Source organism: Pseudoalteromonas sp. SR43-7, from assembly GCF_014163785.1.
Lineage (GTDB): Bacteria > Pseudomonadota > Gammaproteobacteria > Enterobacterales > Alteromonadaceae > Pseudoalteromonas > Pseudoalteromonas distincta.
On record NZ_JACJDY010000003.1, the window covers coordinates 1 to 22,111 of the forward strand.

Annotated in this window: 18 protein-coding genes; 5 read left to right on the plus strand and 13 right to left on the minus strand. The window is 39.4% G+C overall.

Annotation, left to right across the window (positions count from 1 at the left end):
- Positions 1-126: 126 nt before the first annotated feature.
- From H5087_RS02655 to H5087_RS02670, 4 genes are all read right to left on the minus strand, one after another.
- Positions 127-1,053 (minus strand): DMT family transporter, encoded by a 927-nt coding sequence (locus tag H5087_RS02655; RefSeq protein ID WP_182671062.1) that lies wholly within the window; start codon positions 1,051-1,053, stop codon positions 127-129.
- Positions 1,054-1,154: 101 nt separating this feature from the next.
- Positions 1,155-1,862, minus strand: coding sequence for an AraC family transcriptional regulator (locus H5087_RS02660; RefSeq protein WP_182671234.1), 708 nt, complete (start codon positions 1,860-1,862; stop codon positions 1,155-1,157).
- A gap of 325 nt (positions 1,863-2,187) precedes the next feature.
- The gene (locus H5087_RS02665) at positions 2,188-3,771 is read right to left on the minus strand and encodes a sulfotransferase (protein WP_182671063.1); all 1,584 of its coding nucleotides are present in this window, start codon (positions 3,769-3,771) and stop codon (positions 2,188-2,190) included.
- Positions 3,772-3,856: 85 nt separating this feature from the next.
- Entirely contained in the window at positions 3,857-6,274 is a 2,418-nt protein-coding gene (locus tag H5087_RS02670) for a TonB-dependent receptor (protein WP_182671064.1), read from the minus strand.
- 477 nt (positions 6,275-6,751) lie between these two features.
- Here H5087_RS02670 and H5087_RS02675 point away from each other — a divergent pair, with 477 nt between their 5' ends.
- Together H5087_RS02675 and H5087_RS02680 are read left to right on the plus strand one after the other, a co-directional pair.
- Positions 6,752-7,846 (plus strand): NADH:flavin oxidoreductase/NADH oxidase, encoded by a 1,095-nt coding sequence (locus H5087_RS02675; RefSeq protein WP_182671065.1) that lies wholly within the window; start codon positions 6,752-6,754, stop codon positions 7,844-7,846.
- A 74-nt stretch (positions 7,847-7,920) separates the two neighbouring features.
- A complete protein-coding gene (locus H5087_RS02680; protein WP_182671066.1) occupies positions 7,921-9,117 on the plus strand; it encodes an MFS transporter in 1,197 nt (398 codons plus the stop codon).
- 81 nt (positions 9,118-9,198) lie between these two features.
- Here H5087_RS02680 and H5087_RS02685 read toward each other — a convergent pair whose 3' ends face one another.
- The 4 genes from H5087_RS02685 to H5087_RS02700 all read right to left on the minus strand — a co-directional run bounded on the left by H5087_RS02685 (position 9,199) and on the right by H5087_RS02700 (position 13,498).
- Entirely contained in the window at positions 9,199-10,062 is an 864-nt protein-coding gene (locus H5087_RS02685) for a DMT family transporter (protein ID WP_149603566.1), read from the minus strand.
- Positions 10,063-10,294: 232 nt separating this feature from the next.
- Positions 10,295-11,038: a FadR/GntR family transcriptional regulator gene (locus tag H5087_RS02690; protein WP_182671067.1), complete on the minus strand. Its 744-nt coding sequence runs from the start codon at positions 11,036-11,038 to the stop codon at positions 10,295-10,297.
- Positions 11,039-11,463: 425 nt separating this feature from the next.
- A complete protein-coding gene (locus tag H5087_RS02695) occupies positions 11,464-12,450 on the minus strand; it encodes a Gfo/Idh/MocA family protein (RefSeq protein WP_182671068.1) in 987 nt (328 codons plus the stop codon).
- A 37-nt stretch (positions 12,451-12,487) separates the two neighbouring features.
- Positions 12,488-13,498: an AraC family transcriptional regulator gene (locus tag H5087_RS02700; protein ID WP_182671069.1), complete on the minus strand. Its 1,011-nt coding sequence runs from the start codon at positions 13,496-13,498 to the stop codon at positions 12,488-12,490.
- Positions 13,499-13,600: 102 nt separating this feature from the next.
- Between H5087_RS02700 and H5087_RS02705 the strand changes: the two genes are divergently transcribed.
- A complete protein-coding gene (locus H5087_RS02705) occupies positions 13,601-15,205 on the plus strand; it encodes a GMC family oxidoreductase (RefSeq protein WP_182671070.1) in 1,605 nt (534 codons plus the stop codon).
- A gap of 27 nt (positions 15,206-15,232) precedes the next feature.
- Here H5087_RS02705 and H5087_RS02710 read toward each other — a convergent pair whose 3' ends face one another.
- The 3 genes from H5087_RS02710 to H5087_RS02720 form a co-directional block, all read right to left on the minus strand.
- Positions 15,233-16,048, minus strand: coding sequence for a class I SAM-dependent methyltransferase (locus tag H5087_RS02710; protein ID WP_182671071.1), 816 nt, complete (start codon positions 16,046-16,048; stop codon positions 15,233-15,235).
- 3 nt (positions 16,049-16,051) lie between these two features.
- Positions 16,052-16,453 carry a hypothetical protein gene (locus H5087_RS02715; RefSeq protein ID WP_182671072.1) on the minus strand — a complete coding sequence of 134 codons (402 nt, stop codon included), beginning with the start codon at positions 16,451-16,453 and terminating at the stop codon, positions 16,052-16,054.
- Positions 16,454-16,520: 67 nt separating this feature from the next.
- Positions 16,521-16,940 (minus strand): DUF3429 domain-containing protein, encoded by a 420-nt coding sequence (locus tag H5087_RS02720; RefSeq protein WP_182671073.1) that lies wholly within the window; start codon positions 16,938-16,940, stop codon positions 16,521-16,523.
- Positions 16,941-17,221: 281 nt separating this feature from the next.
- Between H5087_RS02720 and ahpC the strand changes: the two genes are divergently transcribed.
- Together ahpC and ahpF are read left to right on the plus strand one after the other, a co-directional pair.
- Positions 17,222-17,791: an alkyl hydroperoxide reductase subunit C gene (ahpC, locus tag H5087_RS02725; RefSeq protein ID WP_002960601.1), complete on the plus strand. Its 570-nt coding sequence runs from the start codon at positions 17,222-17,224 to the stop codon at positions 17,789-17,791.
- Between the two features lie 155 nt (positions 17,792-17,946).
- The gene (gene ahpF, locus H5087_RS02730; protein WP_182671074.1) at positions 17,947-19,521 is read left to right on the plus strand and encodes an alkyl hydroperoxide reductase subunit F; all 1,575 of its coding nucleotides are present in this window, start codon (positions 17,947-17,949) and stop codon (positions 19,519-19,521) included.
- A 117-nt stretch (positions 19,522-19,638) separates the two neighbouring features.
- Here ahpF and H5087_RS02735 read toward each other — a convergent pair whose 3' ends face one another.
- Positions 19,639-19,899, minus strand: coding sequence for a hypothetical protein (locus tag H5087_RS02735; protein ID WP_182671075.1), 261 nt, complete (start codon positions 19,897-19,899; stop codon positions 19,639-19,641).
- Between the two features lie 58 nt (positions 19,900-19,957).
- Positions 19,958-21,976, minus strand: coding sequence for an ATP-binding protein (locus tag H5087_RS02740; RefSeq protein WP_182671076.1), 2,019 nt, complete (start codon positions 21,974-21,976; stop codon positions 19,958-19,960).
- Positions 21,977-22,111: the final 135 nt, after the last annotated feature.

The following is a 22,111-nucleotide window of genomic DNA, read 5'->3' on the forward strand; positions in this document are numbered from 1 at the left end:
GAACGCCATTAGAAACTTTATTAGATGGAAAATTGATCTGGGCTGAGAAAAATTTAGCTCAAATCTAGACTGACAGTCACCGATTAAAAAACGGGTAACTGTCAGATCAAGTCTGAGCTAGTACAGCTACATAGATTTAATAGGTACTCTTAATTGCTTTTGAGGTTTGATGGTTTGCATTAATAGGCATAGTGATACCAAAGCCACACCTATCCAACCAATTATCTTAAACCTTTCACCAATAACGAAAACGGCTAAAACAGTTGCAACTAATGGTTCTATTAAGGTAATTAATGTCGCTTTACTTGCATTTATATAATTCAAGCCAAAACCAAATAGTAAGTATCCTAAAAACATTGGAATTACTGCCATATACAAAGATACCAATGCATTGGTTGCGCTTGAAAATAAGTTATCACCTGTAAACCATAATGAAGGGAGTAACAATAAAGCAGCACAACCGAACAGTCCTGACATTGACGATTTCGAATGAACTCCACTTTCAATTAAACTCCTTGCTGCCCATGAATAACCTGCATAGGTTAATCCTGCAATACACCCCAAAAGAATACCCAGGCTCTGTTGATTAATACTGTATGAAGGATCATTACTCTGATCTCTACCTAACGTTAATAAAGTAATACCTATAGCTCCAATAACAAAACTCAGTACCCATTCCAGTGATATATTTTTTTTACTAATTAGGCTTTCAAGGATTGCAGCAAAAAAAGGTGCCGTAGCAATTGAAACTACAGTGCCAATTGCAACACCTGATAAACGCATTGAAGTATAAAATGCTAATGGATAAATAGCGACAGAAGCGGCACCTAAAAGTAATACCTTAGGCTGTGAAATCATGAGCTTATAATCTATAAACAACGTTTTTCGTGCTGTAATAACAAGTAGCACTCCCCCTGTTCCCATAGAGAATGCACCAATTGCAAACGAACTCACATCAGGGGAATAGCTTGCTGCGGTGCCTGTTGTTCCCCACAAAAAACTAGCAATAATGATAGCAATTACACCTTTAAAACTTCCGTGATGACTTTGCATAGTGAAACCTGTTTTTTATTATTTCAATCCAGAAATTGTATGCTAATGATGAAAGGAGTTTTTAACAATTAAGACGCTATCGTTGACAATAAAGACTAAGTTTACTTTTTGAATTTATTAGGTGGTAGGCCAAAGTATTGTGAAAACTTTCGGCTAAAGGCTGACGGCTCTTTGCAGCCTACTTTTTCACCAATGATTGATAGTGGATAATCTGTGTGTGTTAGTAAAGCTTGCGCTTTTTCCATACGAAGTTTGGTTACGTATTTCATCACAGTCATATTTGTTTGTTGCTTAAATAGTTTCTTAAACTGCGTTTCGCTTAGAAAAGCAGATTCAGCCAGGCGTTTAATGTGAAGTTGCTCTGCAATATTTTGCTCTATGAAGGATATTGCTGTACCAATACGGTTATCTACTTTTGGCAATAAAGGTTGCTCTGCAAGCAGTAAACTGAACATTTCAAACATCGCCTGTTCTAATTGAGCATTAACTTTATTTTCTAATTGGTTTTCGATAAAGGTTAAGTAACTTTTAAGGGATGAGTTAATTGCAAAAACAATACAGTGAGAAGATGAAATATTTAGGGGTAGGTTTTTCATGTCCACAACTACAAATCTAGCTTCAGTATCTGCAGTGAACAAGTGCTCTTCATTGGCTTTAACTACAACACATCCACTTGGCGCAACTTTACCATTGAAATCACCAACGCATATATTTATGACACCACGTAAAGGTAAAACCAATTGATTAAAGTGATGTGAGTGACGGGTTGGTTTTGTGCTATAAGAACGAATGGATAATAGATTTTTCATAATAACAGAAATGTATGGCCTTATTTCATCCTGATTTTGGTTATACATAGTAGAGCAATGGATGACAAAGTGAAGTGTTAGTTTTATTGGCTCTTTAACTTAAACCTCAATGACTGCAATGGTGTGTGAATTCACATGGCTTAGCAGTCCCACTCAAAGGCTTTGAAAGGTAATATCTGCTGTTGGCATTCTCCGCCACTCCACAACATAAAATATAGATAATAATTGGCAAGGTATTTTACTGTGTCGGATGGCGCTTCGCTTAACCGATCTACACTTACACAAAGCCTCTTATTTGGCGTCTCTTACCGGTAAAATAAAGCGTTTATTCAATACTAATACCTTGCTTTAAAAGGTACTCCACTGCTTTATTAGTATGTGGCTTAAATGCTTTCCAACGGCCGATTGCTTTATTGTTAAGTGGTTGGCGTACTTGCATTTTACTTGCAGTAGAAACTGGTGCGGTGTTTAAGTGAAAATCTATACATTGCTCCTGCCACTCTAGGTTACAAAAGCTGACTAACTCTTTAATTTGTTGCTCGGGCTGTGCGACTAATTCTTCGTATTTTACTAATTTTATATTGCTGTGCAGGGTACTAAAGTGCTGCATTAGTTTGTAAAAACAGCTGTAAAATTTTGCTGTGTCGAGTAAATCGAGCGAGTACGCGTAGTAGGGGTTATTAATGGTAAATAATTGGCGATAGTTGCCAATACAGGTGTCCATTGGATCGCGCAGCATACAAATTATTTTGGCGTTTGGCAGTGCTTTGGTTATTAAATCGATATAAAAAAAGTTAAACGGGAGCTTATCAATAAAGTGTTTATGGCTGCCTGTTATTACGCGTGTTGCGTTTAAATAGGTTGACCCAAGCTGATTAAAATCAAGCTCGTAGGCTTTACTGAGCGTTTGAGTGTCGAGCACATGGGGTGTTTGTGTTTGGCTCAGCTTTTTAACACTTAGGCCAAAGTCTTGTAATTCACCGGCTGATTGCACGTCGCTGTGGCTCGATAAAATACGCTCAACCAATGTGGTGCCAGAGCGGGGCATGCCTAATACAAAAATAGGTTCGGCCGTTGGGTTACCTTGTGTCAGCGCTTGTGTGTGCTGCTCACTTAAGTGTTTAATGTGTTCAAATAACTCAGTTGAGCTTTTATGATCAAACGGCTGCACAGCACGTTTTACTACTTTACCTTGCTCTAACGTGTTAAAAGCCTCTGAATATTCACCAATATCTTGATACTCTTTTGCGAGTGCATGGCCAATATGCAGTTTTGCATCGGGGTGTGTTACTTGCTCAAATACATTTTTTAAGCGCTCAATATGATTGTTTTGTGTACTTACTTTAGTTAAATCACTTAATGCAAAATGACTTTGGTGGTGCAGCGGGTTAAGCGCTATGGCATTTTCAAAAGCGTGTTGGGCTTTATCAAATAGCCCTAAAAACTTAGCACTTACACCGTAGTTATAATAAAACTGAGGTTGAGCTTTGTTGGCTGTATTAGCCAGTTTAATAGCGCGCTCAAAGTAGTTAAGTGCTTGCTCGTGAATACCTGCTTGAGTAAGTGCAACGCCAAGTGTGTCGGCATCAAGGGCTTTAGTTATTTGCTTTAATGGCACCGATAGTGCGGTGTTTTTTGATTTTTGTAATTCGCCAGTAAGTGCGTAACATTTAGCAAGTTGCGCGGTGTATTCAATACTTTGGCCAAGGGTGAGGGCTTTTTCGATGAGCTTTATTGCTTTGTGTATTTGCCCAACAGTTAAATTAACCATTGCCAGCAAAAAATACCCATCAGCAAAGTCTGGTTTGAGTGTAACTAACTCCACTAGGGCTTTGTGTGCTTGCTCTATTTTACCTTGGTTTAGGGAGTGTATTGCGCTTTGATGAAGTTGCTTTAAATTTGGCTGCATGGTTTTTGGTAATTATTTTGTGAAAGAAAATAAAAAGGCTCAAATAAATTTGAGCCTTAAAACATTGTTTAAAAATTACTATAAATTATATTTCAAATTTGTAGTTAAATTTAACACCTACCGTAAGCGGGCGATTAATGTAATGGCCGTAGTTACGTTGTATGTCGGCACCATTTGCTGATGTTATATCGGCATCTGAACGACGAACGGATGTAACCGCGTATTTGTTGAATAGGTTATCAACATATAGGGTAGTTGACCATGCATCAGCTGTTAATTTAGCTGATATATTACTTAAGCTGTAACCTGGTAGTGTTTCACCGTTATCACGAAGCCCTACTCTTGAAAGCACGTCGCTTTGCGCAGTTAAACCGTAGTTAATATCAAGCGTTTTGTCGTTAAACACGTCTGTTTGATAGTTTACACCCATCGAAAATTGATTTTCAGGTGAGCCTGGTAAACGGTCGCCGTCTTCTGCGCCATCGGTACCATCTGCATTAAACAAAAATGGTGCGTCTGATGTTAGCTCTGCTTTTGTGTAGGCATAAGTTGCGTAAACTGAAAACGAGTCAGATAAAATGGCACGGGTCGAAATTTCAATCCCTTTTGCATTCGCGCTGCCTGCGTTTGAAAGGTACGTTAATTGACCTATATCTGTAGCGCCTGTAATTTGTGCATCATCCCAATCTACGTTAAATAACGCGGCGTTAAAGTGTAGCTGGCTTCTAAACCATGTACTTTTAAAGCCTAGCTCGTAGTTTGTTGTGGTGTCGGCTTCATATAATAATTCGTCAGGTTTACCACAACCTGTTTGTTGATCCTCAACAATTGGATCAGGGCAAGACACTAAACCGTTTGAGCCGCCAATTCTGAAACCTTCACTTACGGTTACATAACCCATTACAGAGTCAGTAAACTGGTATTTAGCATTAAATTTAAATAAGTTACCGTTATCGGCTGCTTCGTCTTTTTCATATGCAACGGTGATTTCGTCAGGATCTACTCCACCATACAATGTATTTGCTAGTGGGAAGTCAAAAGCCGCTTGCGACTCTATATCGTACTTGTAAAAACGGGCACCAATGGTTACATCTAATTTGTCGGTAACTTGGTAGCCAACTTCACCAAATAGTGCAGACTCAGTGACGGTACTTTTTGTAAGCTCTAAGTATTCTAATGAGTCAGGTCTTAGCTGCTCGCCACCAAAGTTATCAACAGCGAATTGGTCAAACCCAGGCGTAAACTCTCTGCTTGACGCTTCGGTTTCTGTTTTGTTGTAAAAGCCACCCACAATCCAGTTAAAGTCGCTGTCGCTCTGTGACACTAAGCGAATTTCTTGAGTGAAGGTATCTTCTTCGTCTATTTCACGGGTAAACGTTGAAAACGAAGGGAATTCTTCATAGCCGTAATCAAGACGAATAAGTAAGTCTGTTTGATCGCGTTGACCGTCGGCATCAAAGCTCGAAATACCGGTTGCCGATACTAGCTCTGCAAAACCTAGGTCGGCTTTTAGTTCAAGGCTTAGTAATTGGTCTTTTTTCTCGCGCGGTTCTTCAAAGCGATAAGCTGATTCGTATTTACCTATTACATCGCTTAAACCGTTGTTTGCATTAAGGCTGTTGTAATGAACAATCGAGCGGCCTTCGCTATCTTGGTTTTGGTAAAAGTAGTTAAGCGTACCTTCAAACGATTCGTTTGGTTTAAAGCGAACAGAAATACGACCTGTTGTGGTGGTTTCGCCGTTGGCGTCTTTTACATTTTTAAGATTGTTGTTAACTGCTGAGCTGTCGCTCCAATCAGGATCTGGTAACGATACGCCAGGCTCGCGCACTACGTAACCGTAATCGATAAAACCAGGGTCTTCATATACGTTTAAGCTGGCGCGTACTGCAAGTTTGTCTTCAATAAGTGGCAGGTTAAATATAAAACCGCCTTCGCCACCTAAAGAGTCACTTTCTTTTGTTTGAAATAGGTCGCCGTAAACTTCAAGCGATGTAAAATCAAGCTCAGGTTGTTTAAGCATGTAACGAATTGCACCGCCTAATGTGCCTGCACCATATAAGGTGCCTTGTGGCCCAATTAATACTTCAACACGCTCAATATCTACTAGGCGCATATCTACCGAAACCGGAATTTCGTTAATGTAAGTAGATACCGTGCCGCCATCTGATGATGGACCAGACGAGTTTGTATTTAAACCACGAACAATAATAGGCGAGCCTGAGCGACCACCTTGATCGGTAATTGTTAAACCAGGCACCCAGCGCGCTACATCGGCAAGCTCATTGATATTTTGATCTTTCATAATATCTGCATCAAGGGCTGTAATATTTAGCGGTGCATTTTGCACAGAGCCGCTGCGCCTTGTTGCTGTAACTTCGATTACTTCGAGTGATTTGTTTTTAGCTGCAACTTCTTCTTGAGCAAGTGCGGCATTAGGCAATAAAAATACGCTGGAAACAGCGCTCGAAATAGCCAAGGTTAACAAGCTTGGTTTAAACATAAAAAGTGATCCCCAGTTCAAATGTTTTACATTAGTAAATTAAGTTAAGCAGTTTATCAGGGAGTGAAGTAGCTTGGAATATTTAAATTGAATTTTAATTCACTTATATAGAATAAATATGGTTTATTTGTAGGGGGTTTATTTAGTTAATAGGCAATATAAGCAATAGCTTAGTACTATTAGGTACAGCTAGGTTAAAAATCACACTCTTGTTTAAAGGTAAATAGTCATTCATTTTTTAAAAATGGCTTTATGATGTGCTCGTTAAACAAATTATTACATTAAAATTGATAGTTTATAATGTCATTAGTTATGCTTTTATCAGCACTATTAAAGTATGTTTTTATCCCCATTAAGAGTGTTAAGTCGGAATTATAAGTAACTGTTTAAGTTATTGAGTGAGCGTGTTTGATTGCCGCTTCGTATTCTTTTTTTGTTTTGTCCGCATTTTTTTGTGCGTGTTTTTAAGGATTAACAATGAGCCAACTATTTTCGCCTTTATCACTTGGGCAAGTAACGTTAGATAACCGTATTATTATTGCACCAATGTGCCAGTATTCAGCCAATAATGGCGCTGCTAGCGATTGGCATACTATTCATTTAGGCCAATTGAGTTTAAGTGGTGCAGGGTTACTTATTTTAGAAGCAACAGCAGTAAACCCAGAAGGGCGTATTAGTTACGGCGATTTAGGGCTTTGGAATAACGAAACCCAACAAGCACTAGGCAAAAGTCTAAAAGCAGTAAGGCAATACAGCCCTATGCCTATTGGTATTCAGTTAGCGCATGCTGGGCGCAAAGCATCGACTGAAAAACCATGGGACGGTGGTGATGCCATTGCACCTGATGATGTAAATGGCTGGCAAACGCTCGCACCTTCGGCAATTGCGTACGACGCTAACAGCCCAGTGCCAAAAGCAATGAGCCAAGACGACATAGATTCACTAATTAAAGATTTTGTAAGTGCAGCTAAACGCGCTGATGAACTCGGCCTTGATTTAATAGAGCTACATGGTGCGCACGGTTACCTGTTACATCAATTTTTGTCGCCACTTTCAAACAAGCGCGATGACAACTACGGTGGCAGCCTAGAAAACAGAATGCGCTTATTACTTGATGTGTTTAAAGCGGTAAGAGCGGTATTCCCCAGTAATAAAGCAGTGGGTGTGCGTATTTCGGCAACCGATTGGGTTGAAGGTGGCTGGGATTTAGAGCAATCGATAGTGCTTAGTAAAGCGCTTGATGAACTAGGTTGTGATTTTATTCATGTAAGTACGGCGGGCCTAAGCCCAGAGCAACAAATACCAGTTAAACCTAATTTCCAGGTACCGTTTGCAACAGCCATAAAAGAAGCGGTTAAAATGCCTGTTATAGCGGTGGGCTTAATTACTGAGGCGCAACAAGCCGAAGATATTATTAGTGAGCAGCAAGCCGATGGTGTAGCGCTGGCGCGTGGCATTTTATATAACCCGCATTGGCCGTGGCATGCAGCTGCAGAGCTTGGCGCTACAGTAACTGCACCTAAACAGTATTTACGCTCAAGCCCACATGGGCAGCCATCACCAATTAAGTAAAACGAAGTTTTTTGTAAAAACCCAACCCGCGTTTGCTGGTTGGGTTTTATTATTTTTATAAAGTAGAGACACACATGACCCAAACAGGCGTTTCAGCGCAACCTCTTAGCAATACACTCGTTACTATTATTGCTTTGTGTTGCGGTCTTATTGTTGCCAATATTTATTACGCTCAACCTATTATTGAGTTACTTGCCCCAAAAGTTGGATTAAGTTCACGCAGTGCTAGTCTTATCGTATCGCTTACACAAATAGGTTACGCTTTGGGGTTGTTTTTTTTAGTACCATTAGCTGATTTAGTTGAAAATAAAAAGCTTATGTTGGGCACTCTTGGTGTGTCGTTTTTGAGTTTAGTGGGTACGGCACTTGCTGATTCACCTAATGTAATGCTTATTTTATGTTTAATGATAGGTATAAGTTCGGTTTCTGTTCAGGTGCTTATTCCGCTTGCTGCGCATTTATCGTCTGACGAAAAACGCGGACAAGTTCTTGGTAATATTATGGCGGGTTTGTTGTTAGGTATTTTGCTAGCAAGACCTATATCGAGCTTAATAGCCGATCACTTTGGTTGGCGCGCTGTATTTTACTTTGCAGCAGGGTGTATGGTGTTTATTGCTGGCGTAATTTATTTTGCTATTCCAAGTAGGCAACCAACCCATAAAACAACGTATTTTAAGTTATTAAAATCGCTTAAACAATTAATGATAAGCCAGCCAGTGCTGCGCCAACGTTCACTTTTTCAAGCGTTAATGTTTGCATCGTTCAGCTTATTTTGGACAAGCGTACCGGTTGTGCTTGCCCGTGAGTATGGTTTATCCCAATCGGAAATAGCATTGTTTGCACTAGTGGGCGCCGCAGGTGCTGTAGCAGCTCCCATTGTTGGGCGTTTGGCTGATAAAGGTTATACACACCAGCTATCGTTACTGGCCAAACTCATTGCAGCATTGTGCTTTTTACCTAGCTTATTTGAGTTACCTTACGGCATTATAGTATTGGCATTAACCGGTGTGTTTATTGATTTTTCTGTGCAGGCCAATATGGTATTGGGTCAACGTGCAGTGTACGCACTAGAACCACAAAGCCGTGCGCGTTTAAACGCTATTTACATGACTAGTATATTTGTAGGTGGCGCAGTAGGCTCGCTTATTGCCAGCCCACTATATGAAGCGGGTGGGTGGACAGCTATTGCACTGGTGGCTGCCGGCATGCCGCTTATTTCGTTGATTGGCTATTTGCTTACAACTAAAAAGCAAAGTAAGGCTGTGAGTTAAAAAATTACCGGATACAACACAATAAAGTCACCATGTGCGTGGTGACTTTATTTAGCTTGTTTAGGTTCGTTTGGTAGTTAACTAAGTAGCCTGTTTTTTTGCGTTTGAAAACGAGCTACCAACAGATGCAATAATTACAAGTAAAATAGCGAGCCACTGCCATAAAGTAAGTAACTCACCCAGTATAATAAACCCTGCGAGCGAGGCTATTGCAGGCTCTAAACTCATCATTACGCTAAACCCTTGTGAAGGCATGTTACGCAGTGCAACCATTTCAAGTGTGTAAGGCAGTGCACTTGATAAAATAGCGATACCAATCCCCAGTGGGATAATTTCCCATGTAAACGCGGTGCTTTGCATAATGCCGCCGTAAGGCACTAGCACTATAGCGGCAACAGTCATGCCCAATGCGACAGTGGCTCCACCAGAACTTTGTGTGCCGGTTTTTTTACCAAATAATATATAACCTGCCCAACACGCGCCAGCACCAAGCGCAAGCGCTACACCTAATGGATCAAGGCTATCTTGGCCGCTCATATCTGGAAGCAGAAGCAAAATACCAGCAATAGCACAGGCAACCCAAAATAAATCACGTTTGCGGCGAGATGAAAATAAGGCAACAGCAAGCGGGCCTGTAAATTCAAGTGCTACACCAATGCCTAGTGGAATGCGTTCAATAGCGTAATAAAACAAAATGTTCATGCCGCCTAAACTTAAACCATACACAATTATAGGAATACGATTACCCGTAGTGGGTAAGTGTTTCCAAGGTTTAAACACTAAGCAAAGTATAAAGGCAGAAAAACCAAGCCTAAGGGCCGTCGTACCCTCAGGGCCAACAATAGGAAAAAGCTGCTTTGCAAATGACGCGCCCGTTTGAATGGTCATCATGGCAAGCAGTACACACACGATAGCCAGTAAATAACTTTTTGAAGATGCTTGCATTTTAATCCTTGAGTTGAGTAACTCTATCAATTAGTTATGTAATGCAGGGAGTATAAAAGCTAAACCCGCCCGATATTAATGGCGGCATAGTATCTTTTTTTTAATTTATAGGTAAGTGTTTGCGACCAAAAATGGCGTAATTAAAAGTATATTAAATAGGGCAGGTAAATAAAGTAAGAGGTAAAGTTAGCAAACAGGCGTTTGCTAACTTTAATCAGTTGGTTAAAAGGCCTTAGTGGGCACTTTTATTAACTAAGCCATCAAGCGAGTAAAGACCTCGTTTTTCATCATTTTTGCGTTTAATTTCTTCAAGTGCGCGCGATTCTACAGCGTCAAATAAAGCATTAATTAAGCGGTTAAAATGTTTATGCATTGCAGTACGTGCTGCATTTGCATCATGCGACTTTAGGGCTGTATAAATAGCGGTGTGTTCATCCATAACGCACTCGTCATTGTTTTTACACACACTGCCATAGTCAGCAACAATTTGTGGGTTTGTTAAACGTAAATCCCACAAGTTAGACACTGCAAATTCAAGTGCTTTATTGCGCGTTGCTCTAGCTATAATTTCGTGGAACTCACGGTCGGCTTGCTCAACATAAAGGCCTTTTTGCATGGCAATTAATGTTTTATTTAGTTGCTCTAGTTCTTCTTCTGTAATGCTTTGAGCAGCTAAAGCGGCAATTTCGCCTTCAATTAATGCGCGAGCTTGAGTAAGTTCAAATGCACTGATCTCTTTTGATTTTATAGATGCATTTTTTTGTTCTACTACGTAAACACCAGAGCCAGTTTTAACTTCAACTCGGCCACGTACTTCTAATGCGATAATAGCTTCTCTAATGGTAGGGCGGCTTACATCAAACATTTCTGCAAGTTCACGTTCAGGTGGTAAACGACTCCCAGCAGAAAATTCGCCTTGATTTATTAAAGACTCAATTTTATCAACTATGCGCCAAAATAAGCGACGATTACCCATACTTTACCTTCATTACCTTAAGGAATAATGGCCTCTGGGGCCTATAAGTCAAAACCAACTGTTAATATCAGAGGTTACCTTAAAATTCACTATTATGTCAAAATTCTAACGCGATGTTAGGGTTAAAAACCACTATACACCAATGGTTGTATTCTTGTATTACCAATTTAGTTTAAAATAATGTAATTGGCCAGCTTGATTGGTAATGTTTTTATGTGTTAGGTAGATTTAGGTTATGGAGTAATAAATATTGGTAATAAACCGAGTTGGGTTGTCAGTGTTAAGTTTGTTGTAGAAGTATTTGATTGCCCATGGATGGGGATCGCTATTTTAAAGTGTTTTATAAAATCTGTCGTTGTACGAGAGCTATTTAAGCTTTCTTCTGGGCGTTAGCTGTCGTTGGTTAACGCCCATATTTTATTTAATTAGTCGTTAGGGTACACAACTCCAAGCTGTTTGCGCGCTTCATCAAGAACGCTCATTACGTTACTGGCTAAAATGTGCGTATTAACAGGTGACTCAAGGATATTTTGCTTCACTAATGACATGAAATGCTCAACTTCGTATTTCATAAAGTGCTCATCAAACGGCTGGGATATAATCTCTACATCACCATTATTAGCAATAAATTCCACTTTTTTAAGTTGCGATACGGCTTCTATACGTATGCGCCCAAGCTCGCCTTGTATTTCGGTTATGTTGTCGCCTTGCGATATTTTGGAGTAACTAATAACGGCTTGTTTATCTGCATAGTTTAGTAATACATCGCCCGCACCATCTACACCAGTATCGAGCAATACGCCACTGGCACTCACGCTTTTTGGTGCCCCCCAAAGTGCAATTAATAAATACAGCGGGTAAATCCCTAAATCAACTAAAGCACCATTTGCAAACTCGGGTAAAAATGTGTTTGGGCGTTCTCCATTTTTATACTTATCGTAACGCGATGAGTATTGACTGTACTGGCCAATATATTTACGTGGTGTGCCAATTTTTACCATTGCCTGTTGTAGCTGTTCATAGTTAGGCAAGTGAGTGGTCATCATGGCTTCCATGTAAAGGCGCTGATGCTTTTTTGCTGTAGCTATAATGCTTGCAAGCTCTTTAGAATTGGCAGCTGATGGTTTTTCGCCAAGGACATGTTTACCCGCTTCTAGACTCATAACGGCATATTGTTTGTGTAAGCTATTAGGGGCGGCTATGTAGACAGCATCGACATTTTGATCTTGGCAAACTTGCTCGATTGAGGTGAAAATTTTTGCTTGTGCATTTTGTGGGTGTTTGGCTAAAAATGCTTCGCCGCTAGATACTGCGCGCGAGCACACCCCATATAAATTAAAATCGTTTAACGTATTTGCAGCGGCTAACAATGTGTCGCTAATAAAATTGGTGCCAACAATAACAAAGTTCATGCTCACTCCTTAGCTTAAATAAAAATAATAAGAGTATTTAGTTTAACATTTTTTTAGTTCTATATGCTCGAGGAGAACATCCAAACCAGCGTTTAACATTAACACTTAGTGTTGCTTGTTCCTGATATCCTAAAAGCTCAGATATGGTTGAGATTGTAAATTGGTTTTGCGCTAAATAGTGTGCAGCTAAAGCGCGGCGAGTGGCATCTTTTAGTTTTACAAAACTCGTATTATGTTTGATAAGTTCTCGATGCAGAGTACGCGGGTGCATACCCAGCGCAGCTGAAATAGTTTGGTTACTACATTGATAAATAGGAAGCATAGGCCTAATTAGCGCACTAACTTGGTTGGGCAACGGTTGTGTGTGTTCTTTGTTTTTTGCCAAGAAGTTTAGCGCTGCTTGTACTTTATTTAGTTTAGGGTGATCAAGCTCAAGAGTTAAATCACTTTTTGAGATTACAATGCCAGCGCTGTTGCGATGCTCTATAACGTTACAACCAAAGTAAGTGTTATAGGCACGAGTATTAGTACTTAACTTTTTTGGCAAAAATATATTAATTGGTTTGCAGCGGTTATTACTCAGCTTTTTAATAACAGCTAATGCTAAACCAATGGTTAGCTCAATGACTTGGTTTATGTGCGGTAATGGTTTTAAATTAATTTCGAATGATAAAAACAAGCTTTTATCATTCTCTAAAGGGTGCGAATTTAAGCTAAGTGCAGGGCTGTGTAAGTGAAGGTATTTAATAACCCAATTAAGTGCATCACCTAAATTAGTACTACTTTTGGCAGCTATTGCAATATGTCCTAAAATATCAAAGTTTTGTCTACTTGCGAGCTTAAGGCCAAAACTAGAGCAATTGAACTTACAAGCACAGTATTCTAAAAGCTCAGCGTAATCTCGATAAGGTAAATATTGGTTGTCGAGATTTTTAAAGTCAACGTTACTAATATTACAGCTTTGCATTATTTCATGCGGATCGCCGCCAAATTCGCTAATTAGCGTGTCTATACCTTGTAATGACGTGGCTCTGATTAGGCTGCTCATGGTTAACCCCAAATAAGTGATGTCTAAAAATATCAAGTTTTATTGGGTTTTTCTATGCACTATTACTGTTAAGGCCGTTTAAAACTTTTATTAAGGTACACTATGAACAATACAACATTTGATTACATTGTGATTGGCGCAGGCAGTGGCGGCTGCGTTATGGCATCGCGATTGTCTGAGGATAAAAATGTCAGTGTGTGTTTAATTGAAGCTGGCGGCAGCGATAAAAGTGCATTTGTGCAAATGCCAGCTGGCATAGCAGCGAGTGTGCCTTATGGCATAAATAGCTGGCATTACAATACGGTGCCACAAAAAGAGCTTAATAACCGCTGTGGTTTTGTGCCGCGCGGCAAAGTATTGGGTGGGTCAAGCTCTACCAATGCAATGGTTTATATTCGCGGTAACAAATACGATTACGACCAATGGGCTGCTAATGGCAATACGGGATGGGATTTTGAGAGTTTACTCCCGTACTTTATTAAAGCTGAGAACAATAAAGCGTTTATAAATAATGAGCTGCACGGAATAAAAGGCCCGCTACATATACAAGAGCTAAGTAACCCAAGCAATGTAAACCAATATTTTTTAAATGCCTGTGCTGAGCAGGGCGTTAATTTAAGCGACGATATAAATGGTAAAGAGCAAAGCGGCGCACGTTTATCGCAGGTAACTCAGCACAATGGCGAGCGTTGTAGTGCAGCAAAAGCATATTTAACACCGCATTTAAACCGCCCAAATTTAACGGTATTAACCCATAGCCACGTTAATAAAATAAATATAACCAATAAGATAACGCAAGGCGTGCAAATAGGGCGTAATAAGGAGGTTATTAATTTACGTGCTAAAAAAGAGGTAATACTCAGTGCTGGCGCTATTAATTCGCCGCAAATATTAATGCTTTCGGGTATTGGCCCAAAAGAGCAGTTAAGTGCACATAACATTAAGGTTCAGCACGTACTTGAAGGTGTTGGCGCTAATTTACAAGATCACTTAACGGTAGTGCCACTTTATAAATCAAAAACAAGTAAAGGCACATTTGGTATAAGCCCGCTTGGCATTGCCAGCATTTTAAAAGGATGCGTTAACTGGTTTAGTAAACGAGAAGGGCGATTAACCAGTAATTTTGCAGAGTCGCACGCGTTTATTAAATTATTTGAAGGCTCGCCAGCGCCCGATGTGCAGCTAGAATTTGTAATTGGGTTGGTGGACGATCATAGTCGTAAATTACACACTGGGCATGGTTACAGTATACACAGCAGTATTATGCGCCCCAAAAGCCGAGGTACTATTACATTAGCTGATAACAATCCGCGTAGTGCACCGCTTATTGACCCTAATTATTTAAGCCATCCAGATGATTTAACTGTAATGCTTGCTGGTCTTAAAAAAACACTCGCTATTATGCAAAGCAACGCTTTTGATAACATACGCGGTAAAATGCTCTACCCGCTTGATATAAATAATGATGAGCAGCTAATTGAGTTTATACGCCAAACTGCAGATACCGAATATCACCCAGTAGGGACATGTAAAATGGGGCAAGACTCAATGGCAGTAGTAGATACTAATTTACGAGTACACGGGGTAAGTAACTTACGCGTAGTTGATGCGTCGATTATGCCTACTATTATTACCGGCAACACAAATGCGCCGGTAATTGCGATTGCTGAAAAAGCGGCTGATTTAATTAAACACGAAAACGTATAATTGAATTAACAATAGCAGGGCTATTAATTAGCGATAAAACTCATTTAGCCATTGTTGCCAATCGCTTTCGAGATGTAGCATTTGCTGATGCTTTTTAGCGTTTAGATGCTTGGCTTCGTCCTCGCTTGCCACATAAGGCCCAACGCGGCATAGGGGGCAATGGTTAGATGTTAAGTATGCAGGCTTTGTAAGGCGTGAGCTTAATTCGCTAGTATGTTTATCGAGACTTTTTGGGCTGAAAACGTAAGTTATGCCGCTTGTGTCTTTAACGTGTTTGTCGCGGTCAACATTACGAATTTTATAACCTTCAAAATGGCTAATATCAAATGGGATTTGGCCTAAATAATCTGCGGTTAAACCGTTATTTAAACTCCCCTCTATATTCCATTCTCGATAAGGTTTTACATCCTTTGAGGTGATGTAACAAAGCATTGGCCCATTTTTATCAAGCGCGTATTCGTTAGCGTATTTAATAAATTGGTGCAGTAAAGCGCGGTTTAATACGTTCATGCTGGTTTGGCGCGTGTTGTTTTCAAACGCTTCACGGCCAACAAATGCAGGTATAAGCGGAAACTGAAAAATAACCACATCAAAGCTGTGCTGGTTTTCACTTAGAGCTTGCCAACATGCATGGTTTGTAACATCAAAACTATTAAGTACCTCAACGTTATGCGCTTTTAAGTTGCTAAGTGCATTGTGCTGGTATTTTTGCTCAATAGTAGTTTGGTCATCGTAAGTAGATGCAACCAAAGCTTTTGGCGATAGATGAGTGTAAATAGCGTTCGAAAACGATAAATCGCCATCGCCTACGGTGAGTATTCGCCATTGAGGATTTAAATACATATTTTATTTAGCGTTTATGTTTGTAGCAGTATTATTTATATCGCTATTTGTTTGTGCGTCTTTTGCTAGTAAACGATGAAACGCAAGTCTGGTTTTTAACCCTTCAATAGCGATTTGTTTAATAATAAGATTAAAGGTAATTAAAATGGCAAAGGCAATATGAATAGGGCCGTGAGTAAATCCTGCATCTGTATCGTACAGTGTTAAACCGAATAGCAAAAATAAGACGACTAAAAATATTTCGAGTAATTGACTTGAATAAAAGCTTAAACGACCTTCGCTTTTATGATCTTTTTTAATGCGAATAGCACAAAAAAATGGGATCACTTTGATTTTAAATGCAGCGTTTTTTTCTACGTAGTTTTCGCCAAGTTCGTCGAGTTGTTGGCGTAGTTGGTCAATCATGGTGTGTCCTCAAATAGCAGTGCGCGGATATTACCTTATTACCACGCAATATTTAAGTTTACAGCTGCTATTTAGGGTAAATACCCATACCAATAGTCAAAATGTGACAAACAAATACAACAGAGGTAAGTACAAAGCGCATTTTTTGATAATCTTTATGATAGGTTTGCCATTGCGGCGTGGCTTTTTCAAATAAAAGTACTAGCCAAAAACTAGCACCTAACCAAGCGAGTGCCCACTCAACAGGTAAAAATGATAAAAATGGTATAGGTATTACAGGCGCAACAGCTTTTATAGCATTGCTATAAGTTTGCTCTCCGGCGCGCCATAAGTTACCCGCCATAAATGCTAAAATGGCGATACTGTAAAAAGTAAAAAACTCCAAGTTAAGGCTATTACTGCCAAACATGAGTGGCCAACCTACACACCCTAAAAACGGGATTAAGCCTAGGTAACCTAGCTGTATATGGTTAACAAATTTTTCCATTACGGTGTGCCTTATATTTAATGACTTATTTGAAGCGGGGCTATTGTAGCAGTATTGCGATTAGCGGTCTTAATAATTCGCCAGCGTTTACAATTCAACTAATGCTTACGATGACAATGATTATATAGTTCAACCCAAAAAATCGATTGTTTTAATCTAAACAATCAATTTTATTTAATTTTCCATTGGCCTTATTGTATTAATCAAGCCAACGCAGAAGGTCGTTTAAAACGAAAGCGTTGATTACTTTTAAAATACATAAACACAGATGAGGAAATACCATGAGCACTTCATTAATCAATACAAAATTACAACCATTCAATGCAACCGCTTACCACAACGGTGACTTTGTAGAATTGTCTGAAAAAGATGTTCTAGGTAAATGGTCTATCTTCTTCTTTTACCCAGCAGACTTTACATTTGTATGTCCTACCGAATTAGGTGACCTTGCAGATTACTATGCACAACTTCAAGAAATGGGCGTAGAAGTTTACTCAGTATCTACTGACACTCATTTTACTCATAAAGCATGGCACGACACGTCAGACACTATCGGTAAAATTACTTACCCAATGATTGGCGACCCAACAGGGCGTATTACACGTAGCTTTGGTGTAATGATTGAAGAAGAAGGTTTAGCACTTCGCGGTACATTTGTAATGAACCCAGAAGGCGAAATTAAAGTAATCGAAACTCACGATTTAGGAATTGGCCGAAGCGCTAAAGAACTAGTTCGTAAAGTACAAGCTGCACAATACATTGCAACTCACGATGGTGAAGTTTGCCCTGCATCTTGGCAGCCAGGTGAAGACACACTTGCACCTTCACTAGATTTAGTTGGTAAAATCTAAATATAGGTTTACCCACTTTTATAAGGGCAGGTAACTGCCCTTAAATCATCGAACATTCGTTTGTTGGTGCCTCCTATATCAATATACTTGTTTAAGCACATGCATTATTTGGCATGGGAGGCTTGCTGTTTAAATTTTCCTAAAAGGGTTAAGCCATGTTAGATAACAACATAAAAAATCAATTAAAAAGCCATTTCGAATCGCTTACTCAACCTGTTGAGCTGCTTATTGCCTTGGATGACAGCAAAAAATCAGCAGAAGTAGAAAGCTTAGCAAACGATTTAGCCTCACTAAGCGATAAATTTACTGTAATAAGCAACCCTGATACAAGCGCACGTCGCCCATCAATGGTTGTACATTCGCCTATTAAAAACACTCATGTTACGTTTGCAGGCGTACCTATGGGTCATGAATTCACAAGTTTAGTGTTAGCACTTTTGCATACTGGCGGACACGCAAGTAAAGCTAAAAGCGAAGACATTGAGCAAATACAATCGCTTACTCAAGAGCTGAACTTTGAAGTATACATAAGTTTAAGTTGCCAAACGTGCCCGCAAGTAGTGCAAGCACTTAACACTATGGCAGCGACAAACAGTAATATTAAAGCCACCATGATTGACGGTGCATTATTTCAAGATGAAGTAGAAGAGCGAAATATTTTAGCTGTACCGGCTGTATATTTAAATGGCGAACTATTTAGCCAAGGTGCACTAAGCCTTACTGACATACTTAATAAAGTAGATAGCAAAGGGGCTGCTAAACAAGCAGCAGCACTAAGCGAAAAAGGCGAGTTTGATGTACTTGTAGTTGGTGGCGGCCCAGCGGGCGCGTCGGCTGCAATTTACTCAGCACGAAAAGGGTTAAATACAGGCATTGTGGCTGATAGATTTGGTGGACAAGTTGCAGATACATTAGCAATAGAAAACTTTATTTCGATTAAAGCGACTGAAGGGCCTAAATTGGTTGCTCAGCTTGAAGAGCACGTTAAAGAATACGATGTAGATGTAATGCATAATCAGCGTGCAGCGGCACTTGGTTATAACAATGGTTATGAAATTACACTAGAAAATGGCGCAGTACTTAAAGCTAAGTCGCTCGTACTTGCAACTGGTGCACGCTGGCGCGAAATGAACGTACCAGGGGAGCAAGAATATCGCGGCCATGGTGTGGCATATTGCCCACATTGCGACGGCCCTTTATTTAAAGGCAAACCTGTTGCTGTAATTGGTGGTGGTAATTCAGGTATAGAAGCGGCAATCGATTTAGCTAATATTGTGCAAAGCGTTACGGTACTTGAATTTGCAGACACACTACGAGCCGATGAAGTGCTTATTCGTAAAGCTAAAAGCATGGCTAATATTACCATTATCAAAAGTGCACAAACAACCGAAGTACTTGGTGATGGTAAAAAAGTAACTGGCTTAATGTACACAGATAGAGTGTCGGGAGAGAGCAAAGAGCTTGAACTTGCCGGTATATTTGTACAAATAGGCTTAATACCAAATACTGAGTGGTTAAAAGACAGCGACCTTGAATTAAGTAAATTTGGTGAAATACTGATTGATGCTAAAGGCGCAACTTCATTACCAGGAATTTACGGCGCGGGGGATGCAACCAATACTCCGTTTAAACAAATTATTATTGCAATGGGCAGCGGTGCAACAGCAAGTTTAGGTGCATTTGATTATTTAATTCGTCACTCTGAAGAAGCTGATCAAAGCGCTGCTTAATGTAATTAGTAAAAACTCTCTTGATATAACAGCAAGGCTACACCCATAGCTGTTTGTTAACCCAAGCCGCCCTTCTCCAAAGGCGGCTTTTTTAATGCTTAAGAATTAGCTCACGATTTAATCGCACCCACCGCCAGAATCACCGCCGCTACAATTTGTATGAGAATGCGATGAGCTACTGCTAGAGTAAACTGCTGAGTCACTGCCAGTATAAGCAGATGATCCACGTGATGACTTAGCACTGATAAATGTAACTAACAGCAATACGCCTGATACGATAACTATTGTTATTGATGAGCTCCATTGTCCAGTGGAAACGCCTTTAAATACTGCAACAATAAGGACAGTTAGTAATATAGTTCTAATTATGTTTTTCATTGTTAATGCCTTATCTAACTATATTTAGCACGCGGTTAAGTGTGCAAAGCTAATATTTTTAAATCTTTAGTAATTGCGCCGCTGACGCAATAGCGACTTCTAAAGAATGCATTTTAAACGGTTTTGAAATAAACATATCCATACCTGCTTGTTTGCATGCTAATTTATCTTGCGATGAAGTATTAGCTGTAAGGGCAACAATATAGGTTGAATCGTGCGGACAGATACCTTTTGAACGCAGTTGTTTTGTAGCCTCAAAACCATCGAGTATAGGCATAATACAATCCATAAAAATAAGGTCGTAATGCTTTTGCTCGCATTTAAATATGGCATCTTGCCCATCTACTGCAAAGTCTGGCTTTATATTGAGTTTATTAAGCGACGCATCAAGAACGAGTCTGTTTATGTCGTTGTCATCCACCACTAAAACAGAAAGCTTAGAAGCGTTAATGTTTATTTTTGATAGTGGATTTAGCTCTACTTTTTGCTCTTTACCGAGCTCTATAGGGATACTTAGCGAAAAAGTAGTTCCTTGATTTACTTTACTACTTACCTTGATTGTTCCGCCCATGTACTCAACAAGTTCTTTAACTATTGCGAGGCCAAGTCCTGTGCCTCCTTTACTGTTTTTAGCATCTACTTCTTGAGTAAAAGGGGAGAATAAAGATTCAAGAAATTGGCTAGTCATGCCTCTTCCCGTATCGGCGACTTTAATGTTTAGCGTTAATTTATTATTGTTATTAATCACAGACGTGTGCAGTTTTACACAACCACGCTCAGTAAATTTTAACGCATTACTTAATAAGTTGGAGGTAATTTGACTTAGGCGTGTGTTATCACAATATGCCCAGCAGCTATCAGAAATTTCATTTTTTACTTCTAGTTCTACATTGCTGTTTTTAAATAACGGGGTGTACAAAGAAATGAGATCAGTAAATGTTGTATTTAATAAAACATCCGTGGGTTCTAGTTTTAACTCACCGTGGTTAATTTTAGAAAAATCGAGTACTTCGTTTATTATGCTCAAGAGTATATCTGCGCTACGCAGCGCGACTTTTATTTTTTCGGTTCTCTTTTGTTCGTTATGTTCATCTATTAACGTAGTAAGCATGCCCGTAATGCCATTTAGCGGTGTTCTAAGTTCGTGGCTTATTTTTGCAAAAAGCATGCTTCTATCTTCGAGTAATCGCTCGGCTTGTTCTTGTTTATTTTTAAGCTCTTCTCTTAAAGCCACTGCTTCGGTAATATTTTGAAAGGTACCAAACAAACGTACACAGGTATCACCGTCAAATTCGGCTTCACCAAATGTAGATACCCAAATGGTCTGATTTTTGGCTGTAATAATTTCAAGCTCTAGATGCCACTTTTCGCCGTGTTGTATAGCAAGCTCAACTGCTTTACTTATTTCGTCTCTGCTTGTACCTTCTTTATAAAAGTTAACTGCAGATTCCATTTCAGGCTGATAGTTTTCATCAACTTGATGGATTTGTTTAGTTTGCTGACTCCAATAAATTTTATTATTAGTAAGGTCAACTTCCCACGTGCCTATATTTGCTATGCTTTCTAGTTTTAATAAGCTATTGCTGTTTTTTATTAATTTTTCTTTAGTGATGCTGCGAGCTAGTTCTGCCCCTAACCACTGCGCAAATAGCTCAATATAGTCGTAGGCGGCATCTGTAAATACTGGAGATTGATTGGCAGAAGAAAAATTTACAGTTCCAAATATATCGGTACCTATTTTAATAGGTGCCCCAATATATGACTCAAGTTTAAAGTTTGCATAGCAAGGATGGTCAGCAATTGCGCTTTGTGAGACGTTATGAAATGCAAGTGCAGAACCCGCACTAAGAGTGTGTACACAATAGGTGCCATCTAAATCAAATTGAGTACCTATTTCTAATGCATTATCTGGCGTAATGGCATGTAGCACGGTATAGCAGTTTTTCTCGACCTTACTAATAATAGCTAAATCAAGGTTAAACACTTTAAGTCCAAATGCTAGTAGCTGATGGTTTTTTTCATCAAAGTCTAAGCTTTGGTTAGATACTATGTCGTGAAATTGCCTAAGAAAATTCAATAGTAAACATCCTGTTGGTTTTAGAACTGAGTCTATAGCTTGATAAAGCACTAGTTTAACAAAAAAATTAAATATATTTAGTTAATTATAACTTTATATAAACTTTCTCTAATTAAGCACAACTGATTTAAACAA

What these genes read in the sequence shown, in the direction of transcription:
- H5087_RS02705 (WP_182671070.1), top strand. Translation starts at nt 13,601, where the DNA reads ATGAACAATACAACATTTGATTACATTGTGATTGGCGCAGGCAGTGGC.
- H5087_RS02720 (WP_182671073.1), bottom strand. Translation starts at nt 16,940, where the DNA reads ATGGAAAAATTTGTTAACCATATACAGCTAGGTTACCTAGGCTTAATC.
- H5087_RS02710 (WP_182671071.1), bottom strand. Translation starts at nt 16,048, where the DNA reads ATGTATTTAAATCCTCAATGGCGAATACTCACCGTAGGCGATGGCGAT.
- H5087_RS02680 (WP_182671066.1), top strand. Translation starts at nt 7,921, where the DNA reads ATGACCCAAACAGGCGTTTCAGCGCAACCTCTTAGCAATACACTCGTT.
- H5087_RS02715 (WP_182671072.1), bottom strand. Translation starts at nt 16,453, where the DNA reads ATGATTGACCAACTACGCCAACAACTCGACGAACTTGGCGAAAACTAC.
- H5087_RS02735 (WP_182671075.1), bottom strand. Translation starts at nt 19,899, where the DNA reads ATGAAAAACATAATTAGAACTATATTACTAACTGTCCTTATTGTTGCA.
- ahpF (WP_182671074.1), top strand. Translation starts at nt 17,947, where the DNA reads ATGTTAGATAACAACATAAAAAATCAATTAAAAAGCCATTTCGAATCG.
- H5087_RS02685 (WP_149603566.1), bottom strand. Translation starts at nt 10,062, where the DNA reads ATGCAAGCATCTTCAAAAAGTTATTTACTGGCTATCGTGTGTGTACTG.
- H5087_RS02655 (WP_182671062.1), bottom strand. Translation starts at nt 1,053, where the DNA reads ATGCAAAGTCATCACGGAAGTTTTAAAGGTGTAATTGCTATCATTATT.
- H5087_RS02690 (WP_182671067.1), bottom strand. Translation starts at nt 11,038, where the DNA reads ATGGGTAATCGTCGCTTATTTTGGCGCATAGTTGATAAAATTGAGTCT.
- H5087_RS02665 (WP_182671063.1), bottom strand. Translation starts at nt 3,771, where the DNA reads ATGCAGCCAAATTTAAAGCAACTTCATCAAAGCGCAATACACTCCCTA.
- H5087_RS02670 (WP_182671064.1), bottom strand. Translation starts at nt 6,274, where the DNA reads ATGTTTAAACCAAGCTTGTTAACCTTGGCTATTTCGAGCGCTGTTTCC.
- H5087_RS02695 (WP_182671068.1), bottom strand. Translation starts at nt 12,450, where the DNA reads ATGAACTTTGTTATTGTTGGCACCAATTTTATTAGCGACACATTGTTA.
- H5087_RS02700 (WP_182671069.1), bottom strand. Translation starts at nt 13,498, where the DNA reads ATGAGCAGCCTAATCAGAGCCACGTCATTACAAGGTATAGACACGCTA.
- H5087_RS02660 (WP_182671234.1), bottom strand. Translation starts at nt 1,862, where the DNA reads ATGAAAAATCTATTATCCATTCGTTCTTATAGCACAAAACCAACCCGT.
- ahpC (WP_002960601.1), top strand. Translation starts at nt 17,222, where the DNA reads ATGAGCACTTCATTAATCAATACAAAATTACAACCATTCAATGCAACC.
- H5087_RS02675 (WP_182671065.1), top strand. Translation starts at nt 6,752, where the DNA reads ATGAGCCAACTATTTTCGCCTTTATCACTTGGGCAAGTAACGTTAGAT.